This is a genomic window from Streptomyces sp. NPDC090083 (assembly GCF_044747445.1).
Classification (GTDB): domain Bacteria; phylum Actinomycetota; class Actinomycetes; order Streptomycetales; family Streptomycetaceae; genus Streptomyces.
In genome coordinates, this window is record NZ_JBIVED010000005.1 from 315,093 (window position 1) to 329,492 (window position 14,400).

8 protein-coding genes and 1 pseudogene are annotated in these 14,400 nt (G+C 72.8%); 3 read left to right on the plus strand and 6 right to left on the minus strand.

Annotated elements, in window-relative coordinates; genetic code table 11:
* Positions 1 to 17 precede the first annotated feature (17 nt).
* From ACIPTO_RS20860 to ACIPTO_RS20875, 4 genes are all read right to left on the minus strand, one after another.
* Complete coding sequence (locus tag ACIPTO_RS20860) at positions 18 to 4,925, minus strand: DNA-binding protein (protein WP_401194286.1); 4,908 nt, start codon at positions 4,923 to 4,925, stop codon at positions 18 to 20.
* Positions 4,922 to 5,788, minus strand: coding sequence for a DUF4132 domain-containing protein (locus ACIPTO_RS20865; protein WP_401194288.1), 867 nt, complete (start codon positions 5,786 to 5,788; stop codon positions 4,922 to 4,924). Before ACIPTO_RS20865 ends, ACIPTO_RS20860 begins: the two co-directional genes overlap by 4 nt.
* Positions 5,789 to 6,006: 218 nt before the next feature.
* Positions 6,007 to 6,744 (minus strand): class I SAM-dependent methyltransferase, encoded by a 738-nt coding sequence (locus tag ACIPTO_RS20870; protein ID WP_401194291.1) that lies wholly within the window; start codon positions 6,742 to 6,744, stop codon positions 6,007 to 6,009.
* 20 nt (positions 6,745 to 6,764) lie between these two features.
* On the minus strand, positions 6,765 to 7,385 hold the full coding sequence (locus ACIPTO_RS20875) for a dihydrofolate reductase family protein (protein ID WP_366314920.1): 621 nt from the start codon (positions 7,383 to 7,385) through the stop codon (positions 6,765 to 6,767).
* Positions 7,386 to 7,732: 347 nt separating this feature from the next.
* Here ACIPTO_RS20875 and ACIPTO_RS20880 point away from each other — a divergent pair.
* Positions 7,733 to 7,966: pseudogene (locus tag ACIPTO_RS20880) on the plus strand (fic family toxin-antitoxin system, toxin component); the annotation flags it as partial.
* 44 nt (positions 7,967 to 8,010) lie between these two features.
* Here the strand turns inward: ACIPTO_RS20880 and ACIPTO_RS20885 are convergent.
* Positions 8,011 to 8,754, minus strand: a complete 744-nt coding sequence (locus ACIPTO_RS20885; RefSeq protein ID WP_401194293.1) for a FadR/GntR family transcriptional regulator — start codon at positions 8,752 to 8,754, stop codon at positions 8,011 to 8,013.
* Positions 8,755 to 8,878: 124 nt separating this feature from the next.
* Between ACIPTO_RS20885 and ACIPTO_RS20890 the strand changes: the two genes are divergently transcribed.
* A complete protein-coding gene (locus tag ACIPTO_RS20890) occupies positions 8,879 to 10,615 on the plus strand; it encodes an IlvD/Edd family dehydratase (RefSeq protein WP_401194295.1) in 1,737 nt (578 codons plus the stop codon).
* 47 nt (positions 10,616 to 10,662) lie between these two features.
* The gene (locus ACIPTO_RS20895; RefSeq protein WP_401194297.1) at positions 10,663 to 11,850 is read left to right on the plus strand and encodes a fumarylacetoacetate hydrolase family protein; all 1,188 of its coding nucleotides are present in this window, start codon (positions 10,663 to 10,665) and stop codon (positions 11,848 to 11,850) included.
* An 87-nt stretch (positions 11,851 to 11,937) separates the two neighbouring features.
* Here ACIPTO_RS20895 and ACIPTO_RS20900 read toward each other — a convergent pair whose 3' ends face one another.
* Positions 11,938 to 14,319: a glycoside hydrolase family 3 N-terminal domain-containing protein gene (locus tag ACIPTO_RS20900; RefSeq protein ID WP_401194300.1), complete on the minus strand. Its 2,382-nt coding sequence runs from the start codon at positions 14,317 to 14,319 to the stop codon at positions 11,938 to 11,940.
* Between the last annotated feature and the right edge of the window lie 81 nt (positions 14,320 to 14,400).

Below are 14,400 nucleotides of genomic sequence, written 5' to 3' on the forward strand. Positions count from 1 at the left end.
CCCCGGTACGGCGTACGTCAGCGGCGGCGGCCCCGGCGCACCTTCAGCTCCTCGAACCGGGGAGCGTCGCCCTCGCGGACCCGCTGCCAGGCTCTGCGGTAGAGGTCGGCGGCCGGTTCGGTCGGCACGATCACGCCCAGGGGTGTCTGGTCGTTGACGACGAGGTCGAAGAGCGGCAGCTTCCAGCGCTCCAGGGGGACTCGCGGCGACGGCTGTTCGGCCCAGCCGCCGGGCAGGAACAGCGAGCGCCCGGCCCTGGTCCGGGTGGCCTGCACCACGAGGTCGGTGGCGGCCAGTTCGGCGCGGGCGGCCTTGAGCCGGGCCGGCTTCCAGCCCGTCCACCGGGCCGTCGCGCGGTCGGTCGGGTCGGGCATGGCGAGCAGCATCAGATACAGCGTGGCCGCGTCCTCGCCGAGACCGTGCTCCTTGGCCACCTCGACGACCAGGTCGGGCACCGAGCAGCCCGGGTGCTGCGGCCACCAGGTGCCGTCCTTGTCCCGGTCCCCCGCCATCGGCTCACCGGGGTCGGCGAGGAGGGCGGCGAAACGGGGATCGCGGACCATGCGCAGGGCGACCTCGGCCGGGTAGGGCTGGTCGTTGACGCGGGTCGCGGGCAGGTAGGGGTCCTGGCCCGCCTCGTCGAGGAGGTCGACCCGGATGCCCGGGGCCGGCTGGTCGTCATGGGTGGCGAGGACGACGGCGCCGTAGCGCTCGAAACCCGGACCGGTCTCGGTGGGGGTGCCCGCCGTCTTCCGGAAGGCGGGGAGGCCGATGTACTGGCCGAGGTCGAGCATGAGGCCGGGGGCGGCGAGGCGCGCGCGCACGGCGGTGAGCGCGGGTGGCAGCGCGGCGCGGATCGGGTCGCCGGCGGGCAGCCGGTGGGCGAGCCACGCGACGAGACCGACGGAGCCGACCAGGGTCTGCACGGTGAACCCGGTCGTGTCGTTGCCGACCGGCCGCACCCGGTCGCCGTTGACCTCCCACCGCAGGTCCCGGCTGAGCTGCGGGGCACGGGCCGGGTCCAGCAGTGCGGGCAGCGCTTCCCGCACCGGCCACGGGGCGTGCCGGAAGGCGCGGATCGCGTCGCTGAGCAGATCCTCGGGGACGGCGGGACGCTTGCCGAGCCTGCTGTTCCAGACGGCGGCAGCCGCCACCACGTCCGGGCCCTCGGTCCACAGGCGCACCGGGTCGGCGGGCAGCAGCGCGCCCACGACCTCGGCGCGGACGGCGCTGTCGATGCCGCGGAGTTCGTCCTTGGCGACGGCGGCGGGGGCGACCTTCACGCCGATGACGTTGCGGGCCTCGGTGGTGAGGAAGGTCCGCTCGTAGGCGTCGACGCCCGGCAGCCCGGCGACGACGAGCCGGGCCAGCGTCTCGGTGACGCCGGTCAGCCGGGCGAACTCCCCGGCGGCGTCCGGGAACCAGGGTGCCGGACCGCGCTCGGCGAGCGCGGCGAGGAACGCGCCGAGCCTGCCCGGGTGTTGGTCCTCGCCGATCGGGTCGCAGGCCAGGACCTTGTACGGCTCCGGGGCCGTGAACCGTCCGGCCGGATCGTGGAACAGGCCGGTGAAGTCGCAGCCGTCGTCGTCCGCGGACCCGTGTCCGGTCACGGCGATGAAAGCCCCGTCCGCGAGCGGCAGCAGCCCGTGCCAGGAGCCTTCCCGCCAGTGGTCAGGGGCCGAGCGGAGCCGGTGCGCGTCCAGGTGCAGGGTCACCCTGCGCCAGCGGCCCGCCGCCCCGGACGGGCCCAGCCCCAACCGCTCGAATCCGGCGAGCAGTTGCCGCAGTGCCTCGCGGTGCTCGGCGCTGGTGGTGCGCGCCGCCGCGCGGTGGGCGAGGGCGGTCACCCGGCCGAGCAGGGTGTGCAACTCGGGCGTCCCGACGGGCAGTTCGGGTCCGTCGAGGTGGAGCCGGGCAGCGGCCTGTTCCGGTACGGCCACCGCGTCGGTGGCGTCGGCGGCCCGGGTCAGCGTCCGCAGGACACGGAAGACGGTGTCGGCATGGTCGTCGCGATTCCACCAGTAGCCGTTGGACGCGCCGAGACCGCTCATCGCGTCCCGCAGCAGGCTGTCCGCGGGACCGGCCGGACCCTCGTCCTCCAGGCCGCCTTCCAGAGCCAGGGTGAGCCGGGTGGCCGCCGCGTCCAGGACGGCCTGCTGGGCCGCCGCGTACCGCACGACCCCGGCGATGCCCGCGAGCAGAGCGGGGTGGGTGACGGGCAGCAGCGCGCGGATCGCGCCGGGCAGTGTCTCCGGTTCCTGGTCGCCGGCCGCCGACAGCAGCGCGGCGGCGGTGTCCCGTTCGATCCGCCGCAGTCCCGTGGAGCCCGCCGGGTCGCGCGGGGTCAGGCACTCCCAGTACTGCACGGGCGGCAGCAGCAGGGAGCCCTCACCGAAGACGCCCGCCGTACGGTCGGTCTTCCCCCACGCGGTGACGACGCCGTCCGCGTCGACCAGATCGAGCTGCCAGCCGCTGTGCACGACCGCGGTGGGCCGCTCCGCCCCCGGGAACATCACCAGCGTGTACGGCCGACCCGCGTGGGCGGGCAGCGTGAGGGTGTGCCCGGCGAGGTCCTCGACACGCGTGGAGCCGTCAGGGAGTTCGAGCCTGCGCAGGCCGACGAGGCCGTCGACAGGCGCCGAGGCCGGAGCCGCACCGGTCGTGGGAGAGGGCCGCAGCCGCCCCCCGGCGAAGCTGCTGCCCGCGGGGGCGTCGCGCAGCGCGTCGGCGAAGAACGCGGGCCGACTCATACGGCCGCGCGTGTCGGTGGCCGAATCGTACTCGTACCAGCCGTGCTCCTCCTGGTCCTCGGACTCCGCGTGCCACACCCAGTGGGTGGAGCCGTCGAAGAGCAGCGGACGCTCCTCGGGGACCGTCGTGTCCCCGGCATGCAGGACACCGCGGCCGGTGGTCCTGCCGCCGCCGGGCAGCGGCAGGGTGATGGGGAAGTTGGCCTTGTACCAGTCCATTTCGGTACCCCGGGTACCGCGCGGGCCCTCCAGCTTCTCGACCCGGTCGGCCCGCGTGTGCCAGTAGCCCCGCAGGCCGTCGTTGCGGCTGTTCCAGTAGACGAGGAGTTCGCCGTCGACGTGGTGGAAGCCGGGGTCGCCGTAGCGGTCGTCCTTGGGGACGCGCAGGTCATGGGTGAGCAGGGTCCCGTCGGGCCCGATCACCCGGGCCTGGGCCTCGCCCGCCACCACGAGGTGGGGCCAGGCGTCGGCGACGACCAGGTCCTCCACCCGGTCCTTCGGGACGAGTTCGGCCGCCGCCTCCTCCCAGGCGGGCCAGCCGAGTTCGTCGAAGAGGCCGGCCCGCAGGGTGCGCGCCAGCACGGGCGCGAGGTCGGTGGCGACCGCCGCGCGCACCTCCGCCTCGGCCAGCGCCAGCGCCTCGGCCGGCAGCCAGCGCAGACGGGCCAGCGCGTCCGGCAGCTGGGGCAGACCGACGGCGGTGAACCGCTCGACGACCGTGCGCACCCACTGGGCCATCAGCGGACGGCACCCGGGCGACTGCGCGAGCAGCCGGATGGCACGCAGCCCTGAGTCGTCGTTGCCGAAGCGGTCCGCGCCCTTCAGGAAGGCGCCGTGGAAGCGGGTGTCGGCGCCCAGGAACAGCATGTCCCGCTGCCCGTCGCCCGCCGCCCACTGCCCGAGCGGCAGGGCGTGGTCCCGGTCCGGAGCCGCCACCGGTACGTCCAGGGAGAGCAGCAGGTCGATCAGGTCGATGTCGTGCGTGACCCTCAACGCGCGCCCGGACGCGGCGAGTTCGGCCCGCAGTCGGTCCACCGTCCGCTCCACGAGCGGGTACACCTCAGGCATGCGGGTCGAGCCGCGCCAGGACCGGGCCCGCTCCCGGAACGTCAGGAACCGCTCAAGCCAGCCCGCCGTGCCGTCCCGGGGACGCTCCTCCTCGGGCAGGCCGGCCTCCCACAGCCCCTCCGTGGCACCGGAGTCCGACAGGACCTGGAGCCACAGCGCGGGCATCTCGTCGTCGGCGCCGGCGGGCAGCATGTCCAGCAGGGTGCCGCGCACGTGCCGCTCCCGCGCGGCCAGCGCCACCAGCGCGGCACGGTGGCCCTTCCACCAGCCGGCCGCGGCACGCAGCGTGGCGGGCAGACCGAGCAGTTCGGAGAGGTACCGCTGCTCGGCGAGGTCGGCGTCCTGTCCGGCGGCGCGGGCCAGCTTGCGCAGATCGCCCGCCATCTGCGCGGACGGCGGCAGGCCACCGGCGGTGCGCCGCAGGCACAGCCGGGTGAAGCGGCGCAGCGCCTCCTCGGCCGGCACCCGCGCGGCCAGTTCCTTGCCGTAGGAGGACAGCACCTTCACCGGCAGCGCGCCCGCGAGCGCGAACTCCAGGAACACCGCGTCGAGCCGGTCCTCCTCGATGACGAGCCCGTGCTCGGCCTCGGCCTTGCGGGCCCGGGTGAACAACTGGGCCGCGTAGGTGGCGTTCTCCTCGGCGAGGAACACCCGGCCCGCCTGCTCGTAGAAGGTGGGCAGGAAGTGCGGGACGGAGGCCGCCAGCCGCGCGCCTATCTCCGTGTAGGCGTCCAGGGCGGCCTTGGGCCGGGACTTCGCCTGCCGGGCGGCGCGCTCCAGGTCCGGTACGACGCCGAGCGCGTGGTGCCCGTCGCCGGGGTGGTGCACCAGCACCCACTCCGGGAAGCCCAGCGACTGGTGGGACCCGAGCCCCACGACGGCCGGTTCGGCGTCCTTCTCCAGTCCGAGGAACCCGGCGGCGAGGTCTTCCGCCGCACCGAGTTCACCGGCGACGAGCCGTACCACCACCCGGTCGTCGAGGCCCGGGTGCCGGTAGGTGCGGGCCGTCAGCGGCACCGCCCGCTCACCGGCGCCCTCCGTGTCCGGCGGCAGCACCGCCCCCGCCGCGAGCATCTCCTCGTACGACACCTGCGTCCCCCCGCTCATGCGCTCTTGCCTTCCTCGATGTCACGTCCTGCGTACAGGGCCGCCGCCATCCGCATCCCCTCGGACCAGGCCACCGGTCCCACCTCCCGCAACGGCAGGGCGCGGCCGTCCTGGTCCTGCCAGCTGAGACCTCCGGTCTCCACCGTGTCCTCCCAGTACGGCTCCCCGATCCACACGGACGCCTCGACCGTGCGCCCGCCGTCACGCACCCGGGCCGTGGCGTAGCCGCCGGAGACGCGGTAGCCCAACGAGCTGGCGCGCGCGGCGAGGGCGAACCGGGAGCGGAACGAGCCGCCCGCGAACTCCCGGGTCTCGGTGGCCTTCGGGGCGATCTCGTCGGGGCGCAGCCAGGTCGCCCGGTGGATCTGCTCGACCCGCTGCACGATGCCCAGCTCGGCCGCGAACTCGCGGATGTCGTCGAGGTCCGGCAGCAGCACCGGGTGCGGCAGGGTCACCGTGCGCGAGGACAGCCTGACCGTCTCGCCGTCGAGGTTCACCACCCGCAACTCGCCGTCCTCGGTGGTGCCGCGCAGGAAACCCACCTCGTCCGGGTCGTCGCCGACCACGGCCAGGTCGCGCAGGGCCGACTGCCAGGCCTCGTCCGGCCATACCCGGACCAGCAGGCCGGTGGGCACGGGCAGTGACGACACCATCCAGGAGTCGACCTGCGCGACGCAGCCCGCCGCGTGCCGATCCAGCCATTCGGCGAACCGCCGCAGCCGGTCCACCTCCGGGTGGTCCTTGAGTGCGCGCGGCAGGGACTTCAACTGCCGCCCCGCCGACCGGCCCCCGGTGGCACGCGCCGCCACCCGGCCTTCCACCAGGGCGACTTCATACCCGTCCCCCGCCGACAGCCAACCCACTATGCCCCCGCCTCCCACTTCAACCCAGCCCGAAGAAAGCACAGTTCAGCCGGGACGTCCCGACATCTGTGCGACGACAAGCGGAACGTTAGCGGCGATCACTGACAATCGGCCGGGGAAGCTGTGGACGGGCCGGAATCGGCCACCGCGGAGACGGGTGCAGGACGACGGAGGCGGTGCCGTCGGTGTTGCCCTCGGTGACGTGAGGGGAACCGCGGTCAGGGAGTTCCGTCGGGACGTCGTGCGACGAAGACGAACTCCTTGCCCGGCCGGTCAGGCGCATCGCGGACATCCTGCACCACGTAGCCATGGACGACCAGGTCCGCCTCGACCTCGTCGCGCTCCCGGAAGCGCAGGGTCGAGTCCGACGTCAGAACCTGTCCGTCCGCAGCGAAGACGTAGGTCCGGCGGAAGGTCACGAGCGGCGGGCTCACCTCGATCAGCTCGACCCAGCTCTCGACGGCGCCGACGCCCGGGATGCGTGTCACGCGGTGGGAGTGCTCGCGGGTCCATTGCTCCCAGGCGTGTCCGGCCGGATCGCGGGTCTCGAAGACCAGGTGCCCGCCCGGCCGCAGTGCCTCGTAGGCTCCCCGCAGCGTCTTCCGCCAGGTGCCGGGATCAACGATGGCCTGGGCGACGTTCGCTGTCATCGTCGCGAGGTCGACCCGCAGTGGCGGGAGGACCGTGGCGTCACCGCAGATCCAGCGCACCCGCTCACTGCCTGGTTTGGCCCGGGCGACGTCGACGGATGCCCGCGCGGGATCGATGCCGACGACGTCGACCCCGCGGTCGGCCAGGAGGAGTGCGAACACCCCGGTGCCGCAGCCGATGTCCAGGACCTGCCACGCCTCGAACTCTTCGGCCATCCGGAGGTAGGCATCGAGGTCGCCGCGGTCGGGGTCGAGCGGGTCGTAGATCGCGGCGAGTCGTGGATGCCCGAAGCAGTCGTCAGCCATGCGGCCGAACGTAACCTCGCTCAGGCCGTCACGCGATAGGTCACGTGTGTGACCGCATCGGCCGCTCGTGACTCCACCTGTTCGAGATTCAGTGCCGGCACGCCGTCGAACAGCCGCGTGCCGGCGCCGAGCGTGAACGGCACGATGTGCAGCCGCAGTTCGTCGATCAAGCCTGCGGCGAGGTACTGGTTGACGGTGGTCGCGCCCCCGTGGACCGACACATCGCGCTCCCCTGCCGCCTCGCGAGCCTGCCGCAGCGCGGATTCAATGCCGTCGGTGACGAAGTGGAACGTGGTGCCGCCGGCCATCGGCTGCGGGTCGCGCGGATGGTGGGTGAGCACGAAGACCGGTGCGTGATACGGCGGATCGTCACCCCACCATCCCGTCCAGTGCCGATCCCACGCGCCGCGTACGGGGCCGAACATGTTGCGCCCCATGATGAAGGCGCCGACTGCCGTCAGCCGGTCCAGCTCGGCCTGCCGCTGTTCCGGGGTTGCGAACATCCAGGCGTGCAGTCTGCCGCCCCAGCCGTCGCCGCCGTCGTCGCCGAACGGGCGGTGCTCGGCCTGGTGGAGCCCGGCCGCATACCCGTCGACCGAGACCGAGAGGTCGCAGGTCACCTTGCCCCGATGTCCGGTCACTGTGTCGTCCTCCTCGTGGCGACCTTCCGTCGCCCTCGCGGTGAGCCGTCCGATCCTTCTGATCCGTCTGATCCGTTCACTACAGGGGCAGACCGCTCCGGGTCCGCGAACTCATCGCCCGGCCTTCTACTGCCCGGCCTCGCGGTCCGTGCCGACAGCGGCCCACGTCCTGTCCGCCGCCTGCGCCCGCGCCACCGCGGTGGAGACGCACTTCCTGGACGCCTTCAGCAAGTCGATGGCCCGTAGCGGCGACGCCTTCGCCGAAGCGGCCGGCGCGACCGATCCCACCGAGGAGCGCCGCGCGGCGGAACTCGCCGCGCGGCATGAGCTTGACGAGCAGCAGGAGCGGGTCCTTGTTCCTCAAGGCGTCGTCACTGCTCCAGACGCTGGTACGGCTGCCGTGCCTGGAACACTCCGACGAGGCGTTGGCGTGGCACTGCACGGAGGCCTACCTCGTGCTGAACGGGCGCCGGCTGGAGTACCCGCCGAAGGAGGCGGTCGCTCTCGTGCGGGACGCGGCTTCCGGTGCGTCAGGGGTTGGCCTGATCGGTCGTCAGTTGCGCGCCTGGAGCGTTGCCTGAGCCCGCTCCCGCCCGCGGGCCCGCGAAGGCGCGGCCGTCACCGCTCACACCGCGTCGCCCGGCAGTCCCGGTGACTGGGCGATCTCTCGTTCGGCGGCTTCGATGATCGCCAGTACGGCGGCTGCCGCCGCCGCGGGATCGTGGGCCTCGACGGCTTCCACGACGGCTCGGTGACCTGGCAGGGAGGCTTCCACCGCGCCAGGGGTCTGTGTGCTGAGGAGGAAACTGTGTTCCAGCGCGATCCCGACGGCACGGCCCAGTGATCCGAGGAGACGGTTGCCGCCGGCGTCGAGCAGGGCACGGTGGAAGGCGATGTCGGCCTCGATGTATCCGGTGCGGGCAGGATCCGCCGCCGCTGCCTCCATGGCCGCGAGTGCCTCGTACAGGACACGTACCTCGTCGGGGCCGGCCCGGTCGGCGGCGAGCCGGGCCGCTTCGGGCTCGACGATCCGGCGCAGTTCACCCGTGTCGCGCAGCAGGGCCGTGGCGTCCTCGGCCTGTTTCCAGCGCAGGACGTCCGGGTCCAGGTGGTTCCAGTGCTCCGGGGGCAGTACGCGTGTGCCGGTGCGGGGGCGTACCTGGAGCACTCCTTTGGCGACCAGTACCTTGACCGCCTCTCGCAACAGGCCGCGGCTGACGCCGATCCCGGCCGCGAGGGTGTCCTCGACCGGCAGCGTCTCCCCCGGCTGCCACGCCCCGCCCACGATGCGCCGCCCCAACTCGTCGACCACGCGCTGATGCGTGGTCGGGAAGTGCGCCACGATCCCTGCTCGCCCCCTGGACGCCATTCATCGAATCATCTAATGATTGAGTTCCAGGGTACGGCCCGCGGGTCCTCGCCCACCACTGCCCCATCGCCTTGCCGCCGCCCCGCAGCGAAGCGGCCGACGCGACAGCCACGGGAGTGCGCACATGACGGACGGTCAGAAGACGAGCCGCCGCAGCCAGGCATGGTTCGGCGCACAGGGCCGCAGCGGGATGGTGTACCGCTCCTGGATGCGCAGCCAGGGATTCGGGCACGAGGTGTTCGACGGGCGTCCCGTCATCGGCATCGCGACGAGCGCATCCGAACTCGCCCCGTGCAACGCCCATTTGACGCGTGTCGCGGAGGCCGTCAAGCGGGGTGTGTGGCAGGCGGGCGGCCTGCCGCTCCAGTTCCCCACCATGGCCACCGGCGAGACCCTGATGCGGCCCACCGCGATGCTGTACCGCAACCTCATGGCCATGGAGGTCGAGGAGCTGATCCGGGCCAATCCGCTGGACGGTGTCGTGCTGCTGTCCGGCTGCGACAAGACGACCCCCGCCATGCTGATGGGTGCCGCCAGCGTCGACCTGCCCGCCGTCATGGTCACCGGTGGGCCGATGCTCAACGGCAAGTACCGGGGCCAGGACGTGGGGTCGGGCACCCAGGTGTGGAAGTTCGAGGAGGATCTGAAGACCGGCCGGATGACCGAGGAGGAGTGCTTCTTCGCGGAGGGGTGCATGGCCCGTTCCAACGGGCACTGCATGACGATGGGGACCGCCTCGACGATGGCCTGCCTGGCCGAGGCGCTCGGTATGCAACTGCCGGGGTCGGCGGCCTGGCCCGCGGTCGACTCCCGGCGGATGGAGGTCGCGCAGGCGGCGGGGCAGCGCGTCGTCCGGATGGTGGAGGAGGAGCTGCGCCCCTCGCGGATCCTGACCCGGGAGGCGTTCGAGAACGCCGTCCGGGTCAACGCGGCGATCGGCGGCTCCACGAACGCCGTCATCCATCTCATCGCCATCGCCGGACGCGTCGGTGTCGAGCTGAGCCTGCGGGACTTCGACGACCTGGCTCGCGCGGTGCCGACCCTGGTCAACCTGATGCCGAGCGGCAGCTACCTCATGGAGGACTTCTGCTACGCGGGCGGCCTGCCCGCCGTCCTGGCCGAACTGCTCGGCGGCGGCCTGCTGCACGGCGGCCAGATCACGGTCACCGGTCGCACCGTCGCCGAGAACACCGAGAACACCGAACGCGTCGACTCCGACGTCATCACCCGCCTCGACGCCCCCTTCCAGCCGGCCGGCACCGGAATCGCCGTACTGCGCGGCAACCTCTGCCCCGACGGCGCTGTCGTCAAGCAGTCCGCCGCCTCACCGCACCTGCTCACCCACCGCGGCCCCGCGCGCGTCTTCGACTCCCCCGAGGCCTACCACGAGGTGGCCGACGACCCGGAACTCGACGTCGACGAGAACACCGTCATCGTCATCCGCAACGCCGGGCCCAAGGGCTACCCCGGCATGCCCGAGGTCGCCAACGTCCCGCTGCCCGGCAAGCTGCTGAAGGCCGGCGTCACGGACATGGTGCGCATCTGTGACGGCCGGATGAGCGGCACCGGATATGGGACGGTGGTCCTGCACGTGGCGCCCGAGGCCGCCGTCGGTGGGCCTCTCGCCCTGGTGCGGGACGGTGACACGGTCGTCCTCGACGTCCCGAACCGCACCCTGAGCCTGGACGTGGACGACGCCGAGCTCACGCGCCGTCGGCACGCCTGGAGGGCACCGGCCGAGCGGCACACCAGCGGCTACTCCTGGCTCTACACCCAGAACGTGGAACAGGCCGACCGGGGCGCCGACTTCGGCTTTCTGCGCGGGAGCCGAGGCCATGAGGTCCCTCGCGACTCCCACTGAGCCCGCCCGCGCGACCGTACCCCCTCTGATCCAGGAGAGCATCGCTCGTGGAACCGTCAGCCGTACACCCTCGTCCGGTCCTCACGCCTGGCTCCGTCCTGCCGGAGGACGCCGACCGGGCCCTGCTCGTCGCACGCGTCCACGACCCGGCGTGCGACGGACCGTGCGTGGCCGCGGTCCGCGGCGAGCAGGTCGTCGACCTGACGGCCGTGACGCCCACCGTCTCCGACCTCATGGAGCGCGACGACGCGGCGGCAGTCGTCCGCGAGGCGTCCGGCGGACAGACATGGAGCCTGGACCACCTGCTCCAGGCCGAGCCCGGCCGCCGTGACGTTCCACGTCTCCTCGCCCCCATCGACCTGCAAGTGATCAAGGCAGCGGGGGTCACCTTCGCCCGGAGTCTGCTGGAACGCGTCATCGAAGAGCGCGCGGGCGGCGACCCGGCACAGGCCGCACGGGTGCGCGCCCGCGTGGAGCAGGTGGTGGGCGGCACGCTCGCCGGCATCCGCCCGGGGTCTCCCGAGGCCGGCAGGGCCAAGGAGTTGCTCGTCTCCGAGGGACTGTGGTCGCAGTATCTGGAGGTCGGGATCGGGCCGGACCCGGAGGTGTTCACCAAGGCGCCCGTCCTGTCCGCGGTCGGTACCGGCTCCGAGGTCGGAGTGCTGGGCGCCTCGGTGTGGAACAACCCCGAACCCGAGCTCGTCCTCGTCGTGGACTCGCGCGGCCGGGTGCGCGGCGCGACGCTCGGCAACGACGTCAACCTCCGCGACATCGAGGGCCGCAGCGCCCTGCTGCTGTCGCGCGCGAAGGACAACAACGCCTCCTGCGCGATCGGCCCGTTCCTGCGCCTGCTCGACGAGGGTTTCGACCTCGACACCGTACGCGGGCTCGACATCGACCTGCGGATCGACGGCACGGACGGCTACGTCCTGCACGGCAGCAGTTCCCTGCGGGAGATCAGCCGCGACGTACTGGACCTGGTGGCCGCCACGCACGGCCCGCATCACCAGTACCCGGACGGCTTCGTGCTGTTCACCGGAACGCTGTTCGCCGCCACCGAGGACCGGCAGGCCCCCGGCGCGGGCTTCACCCACGAGTACGGCGACATCGTGCGCATCTCCAGCCCACGCCTCGGCACTCTGGTCAACACGGTCGTCCCGAGCGAGCGGGCCGCGCCGTGGACATCCGGCGTAGGAGCGCTGATGCGCAACCTCGCCCGGCGCGGCGTGCTCTGAGTGGGCGAGAGCTTCTACGGTCGTGAGGGCGTCCGGAGCCTTGTGCGCAGCGCCGCCGTTCTCACGGCACGCGCTGCGCACGCCCGTTCACGCCTGGGCGAGAGGCTCCTGTCCGACCGTGGCGTGCAGGCGCCGTGTGTGATCCACGTGGCGCCCGGCTCCGGTCAGCGTGACCCTGGCCGTCAGGCGGGGGTCCGCGCTGGAGGCGGCCAGCCTCAGGTCCAGTTCGCCCGGTTCGACGATCCGCCGCCCGTCGCGTCCGGTGAAGGAGGCCAGATCGGCCGGGACCGTGACGTGGACGCGCCGGGCCTCGCCCGGCTCCAGATCGACCCGGGTGTAGCCGACGAGACGCTGCACGGGCTGGACGACAGAGGCCACCGGGTCGTGCAGATAGAGCTGGACGACCTCGGTCCCCCGCTGCTCCCCCGTGTTGCGGACGGTGAAGGCGAGACCGAACTCGCCGTCCGTCGGGGCCTCTTGGGAGTCCACGGTCAGGTCCGTCCAGTCGAACCGTGTGTAGGTCAGGCCGTGCCCGAAGGCGAACGCGGGCGTCGGGTCGATGCTGGAGACCTCGTTGGCGTGGGCGAGCCGCGCTCCGAGGTACGTGGCCGGCTGGGAGCCCGTCCCGCGCGGCACACTGACCGGGAGGCGTCCGGAGGGATGGACACGGCCGCTGAGCACCCCCGCGATCGCGTGCGTCCCCTCCTCGCCCGGGAAGAAGGACTGCACGATCGCGGCGGACTTCTCCACGGCGCGGCCCAGGGCGTAGGGCCGTCCCGCGAGCAGCACGGTGACCAGAGGCGTCTCCAGGTCGAGGAGGCTGTCGAGCAGTTGCTGCTGGGCGCCGGGCAGCGCCAGCGTCTCCACGTCGCATCCCTCGCCGCTGGTGCCCCGCCCGAAGAGCCCCGCCCGGTCACCGAGCACCACGAGGGCGATGTCGGCCTCACGTGCCGCGCGGACGGCGGTGTCGATGCCGGAGAGATCTCCGTCGTCGATTCCGGTACCGCGAGCGACGGTGATCTCGGCGTCGGGGAACTCGGCGGCGAGTGTGTCGCGCAGGGTGGGCAGTTCGATGCCGAGTGGGGTGGCGGGGTGGCGGACGCCGATGTGCTGGGGGAAGGAGTAGCAGCCCAGGACGGCGACGGGCTCGTCGGCGTTGGGGCCGAGCAGTGCGATCCGCCGGGGCCTGCCCAGCGGCAGAGTGCCGTCATTGCTCAGCAGCACGACCGCCTTCTCGGCGACCGCGCGGGCCAGCGCCCGGTTCTCCGGGCCGTCCAGGTCGATCCGGCCGCGCAGGGCGGCCGGATCGGTCAGGTCCGCCCCGTCGAGCGCGGCCGGCATGGGGTCCCAGTCCGGGTCGAGCAGGCCGAGCACCACCTTCTGGGTGAGTGTCCGCCGCAGGGCGCGGTCGACCAGCGCCTCCGGGACGCGGCCGTCGGCGACAGCCGCGGCCAGGGGCGCACCGTACGCCTTGACGTTGGGCAGTTCTACGTCGACGCCCGCGCCGAGCGCGGTTCCGGCGGCGTCGGGCCAGTCGGCCGCGATGCCGTGCAGCGTCTTGAGGAAGGCGACGGCGAAGTAGTCGGCGACCACGGTGCCGTCGAAGCCCCATGTGTCGCGCAGCAGCCCGGTGAGCAGATCCTCGTCCGCGGCGGAGGGCATGCCGTCGGTGTCGGTGTAGGCGCTCATCACCGACCGGACGCCGCTCTCACGGACCGCCATCTCGAAGGGAGGCAGCAGCACGTCGGCGCGCTCACGCGGCCCCATGGAGGAGGGGGCGAGGTTGCGGCCGGCGCGGGAGGCCGAGTATCCGACGAAGTGTTTGAGGGTGGCGATGATCCCGGCCGACTCCAGGCCCTGCACGTAGGCCGTGGCGATGGTGCCGACGAGGTACGGGTCCTCGCCGATGGTCTCCTCGACACGGCCCCAGCGGGTGTCGCGCACGACGTCCAGGACGGGCGCGAGTCCCTGGTGGACGCCGACGGCACGCATGTCGCGGCCGATGACGGCGGCCATGCGCCGTACCGTGTCCGGATCGAAGGTGGCCCCCCAGGACAGTGGCACGGGGTAGGCCGTCGCTCCCCAGGCCGCGAATCCGGCCAGACATTCGTCATGGGCGAGCGCGGGGATGCCGAACCGGTTGGTGGCGGCGATACGGGCCTGGGTGCGGGCCAGGGAGAGTGCGCCCAGGGCGGGGTCGACCGGGCCGGTGCCGAAGGGCCGGGTCAGCTGGCCCAGTCCGGCGGGCAGGAGCGCGTCGAGGTCGACGGCCTCCTCCATGTCGTACTGGTGGGGGGCGACTTCGCCACCCTGGTCCGAGGCACCCACCCACACTCCGTACAGCTGGGCGGTCTTCTCCTGGAGGGTCATCGCGGCGATCAGGGCGTCGACGCGTGCGGCGACGGGCCTGGTGGGGTCGTTCCAGAGGGCGATTCCGGGGATGTTCTCTACGGCCACGTTGGCGTTCACTTTCCTCCCACGTACGTCGGGCCCTTGGGCGGGGCGCGACGGGCGAACGGGTAGACGGGACTCGGAGCGGGGCGGGGCTGC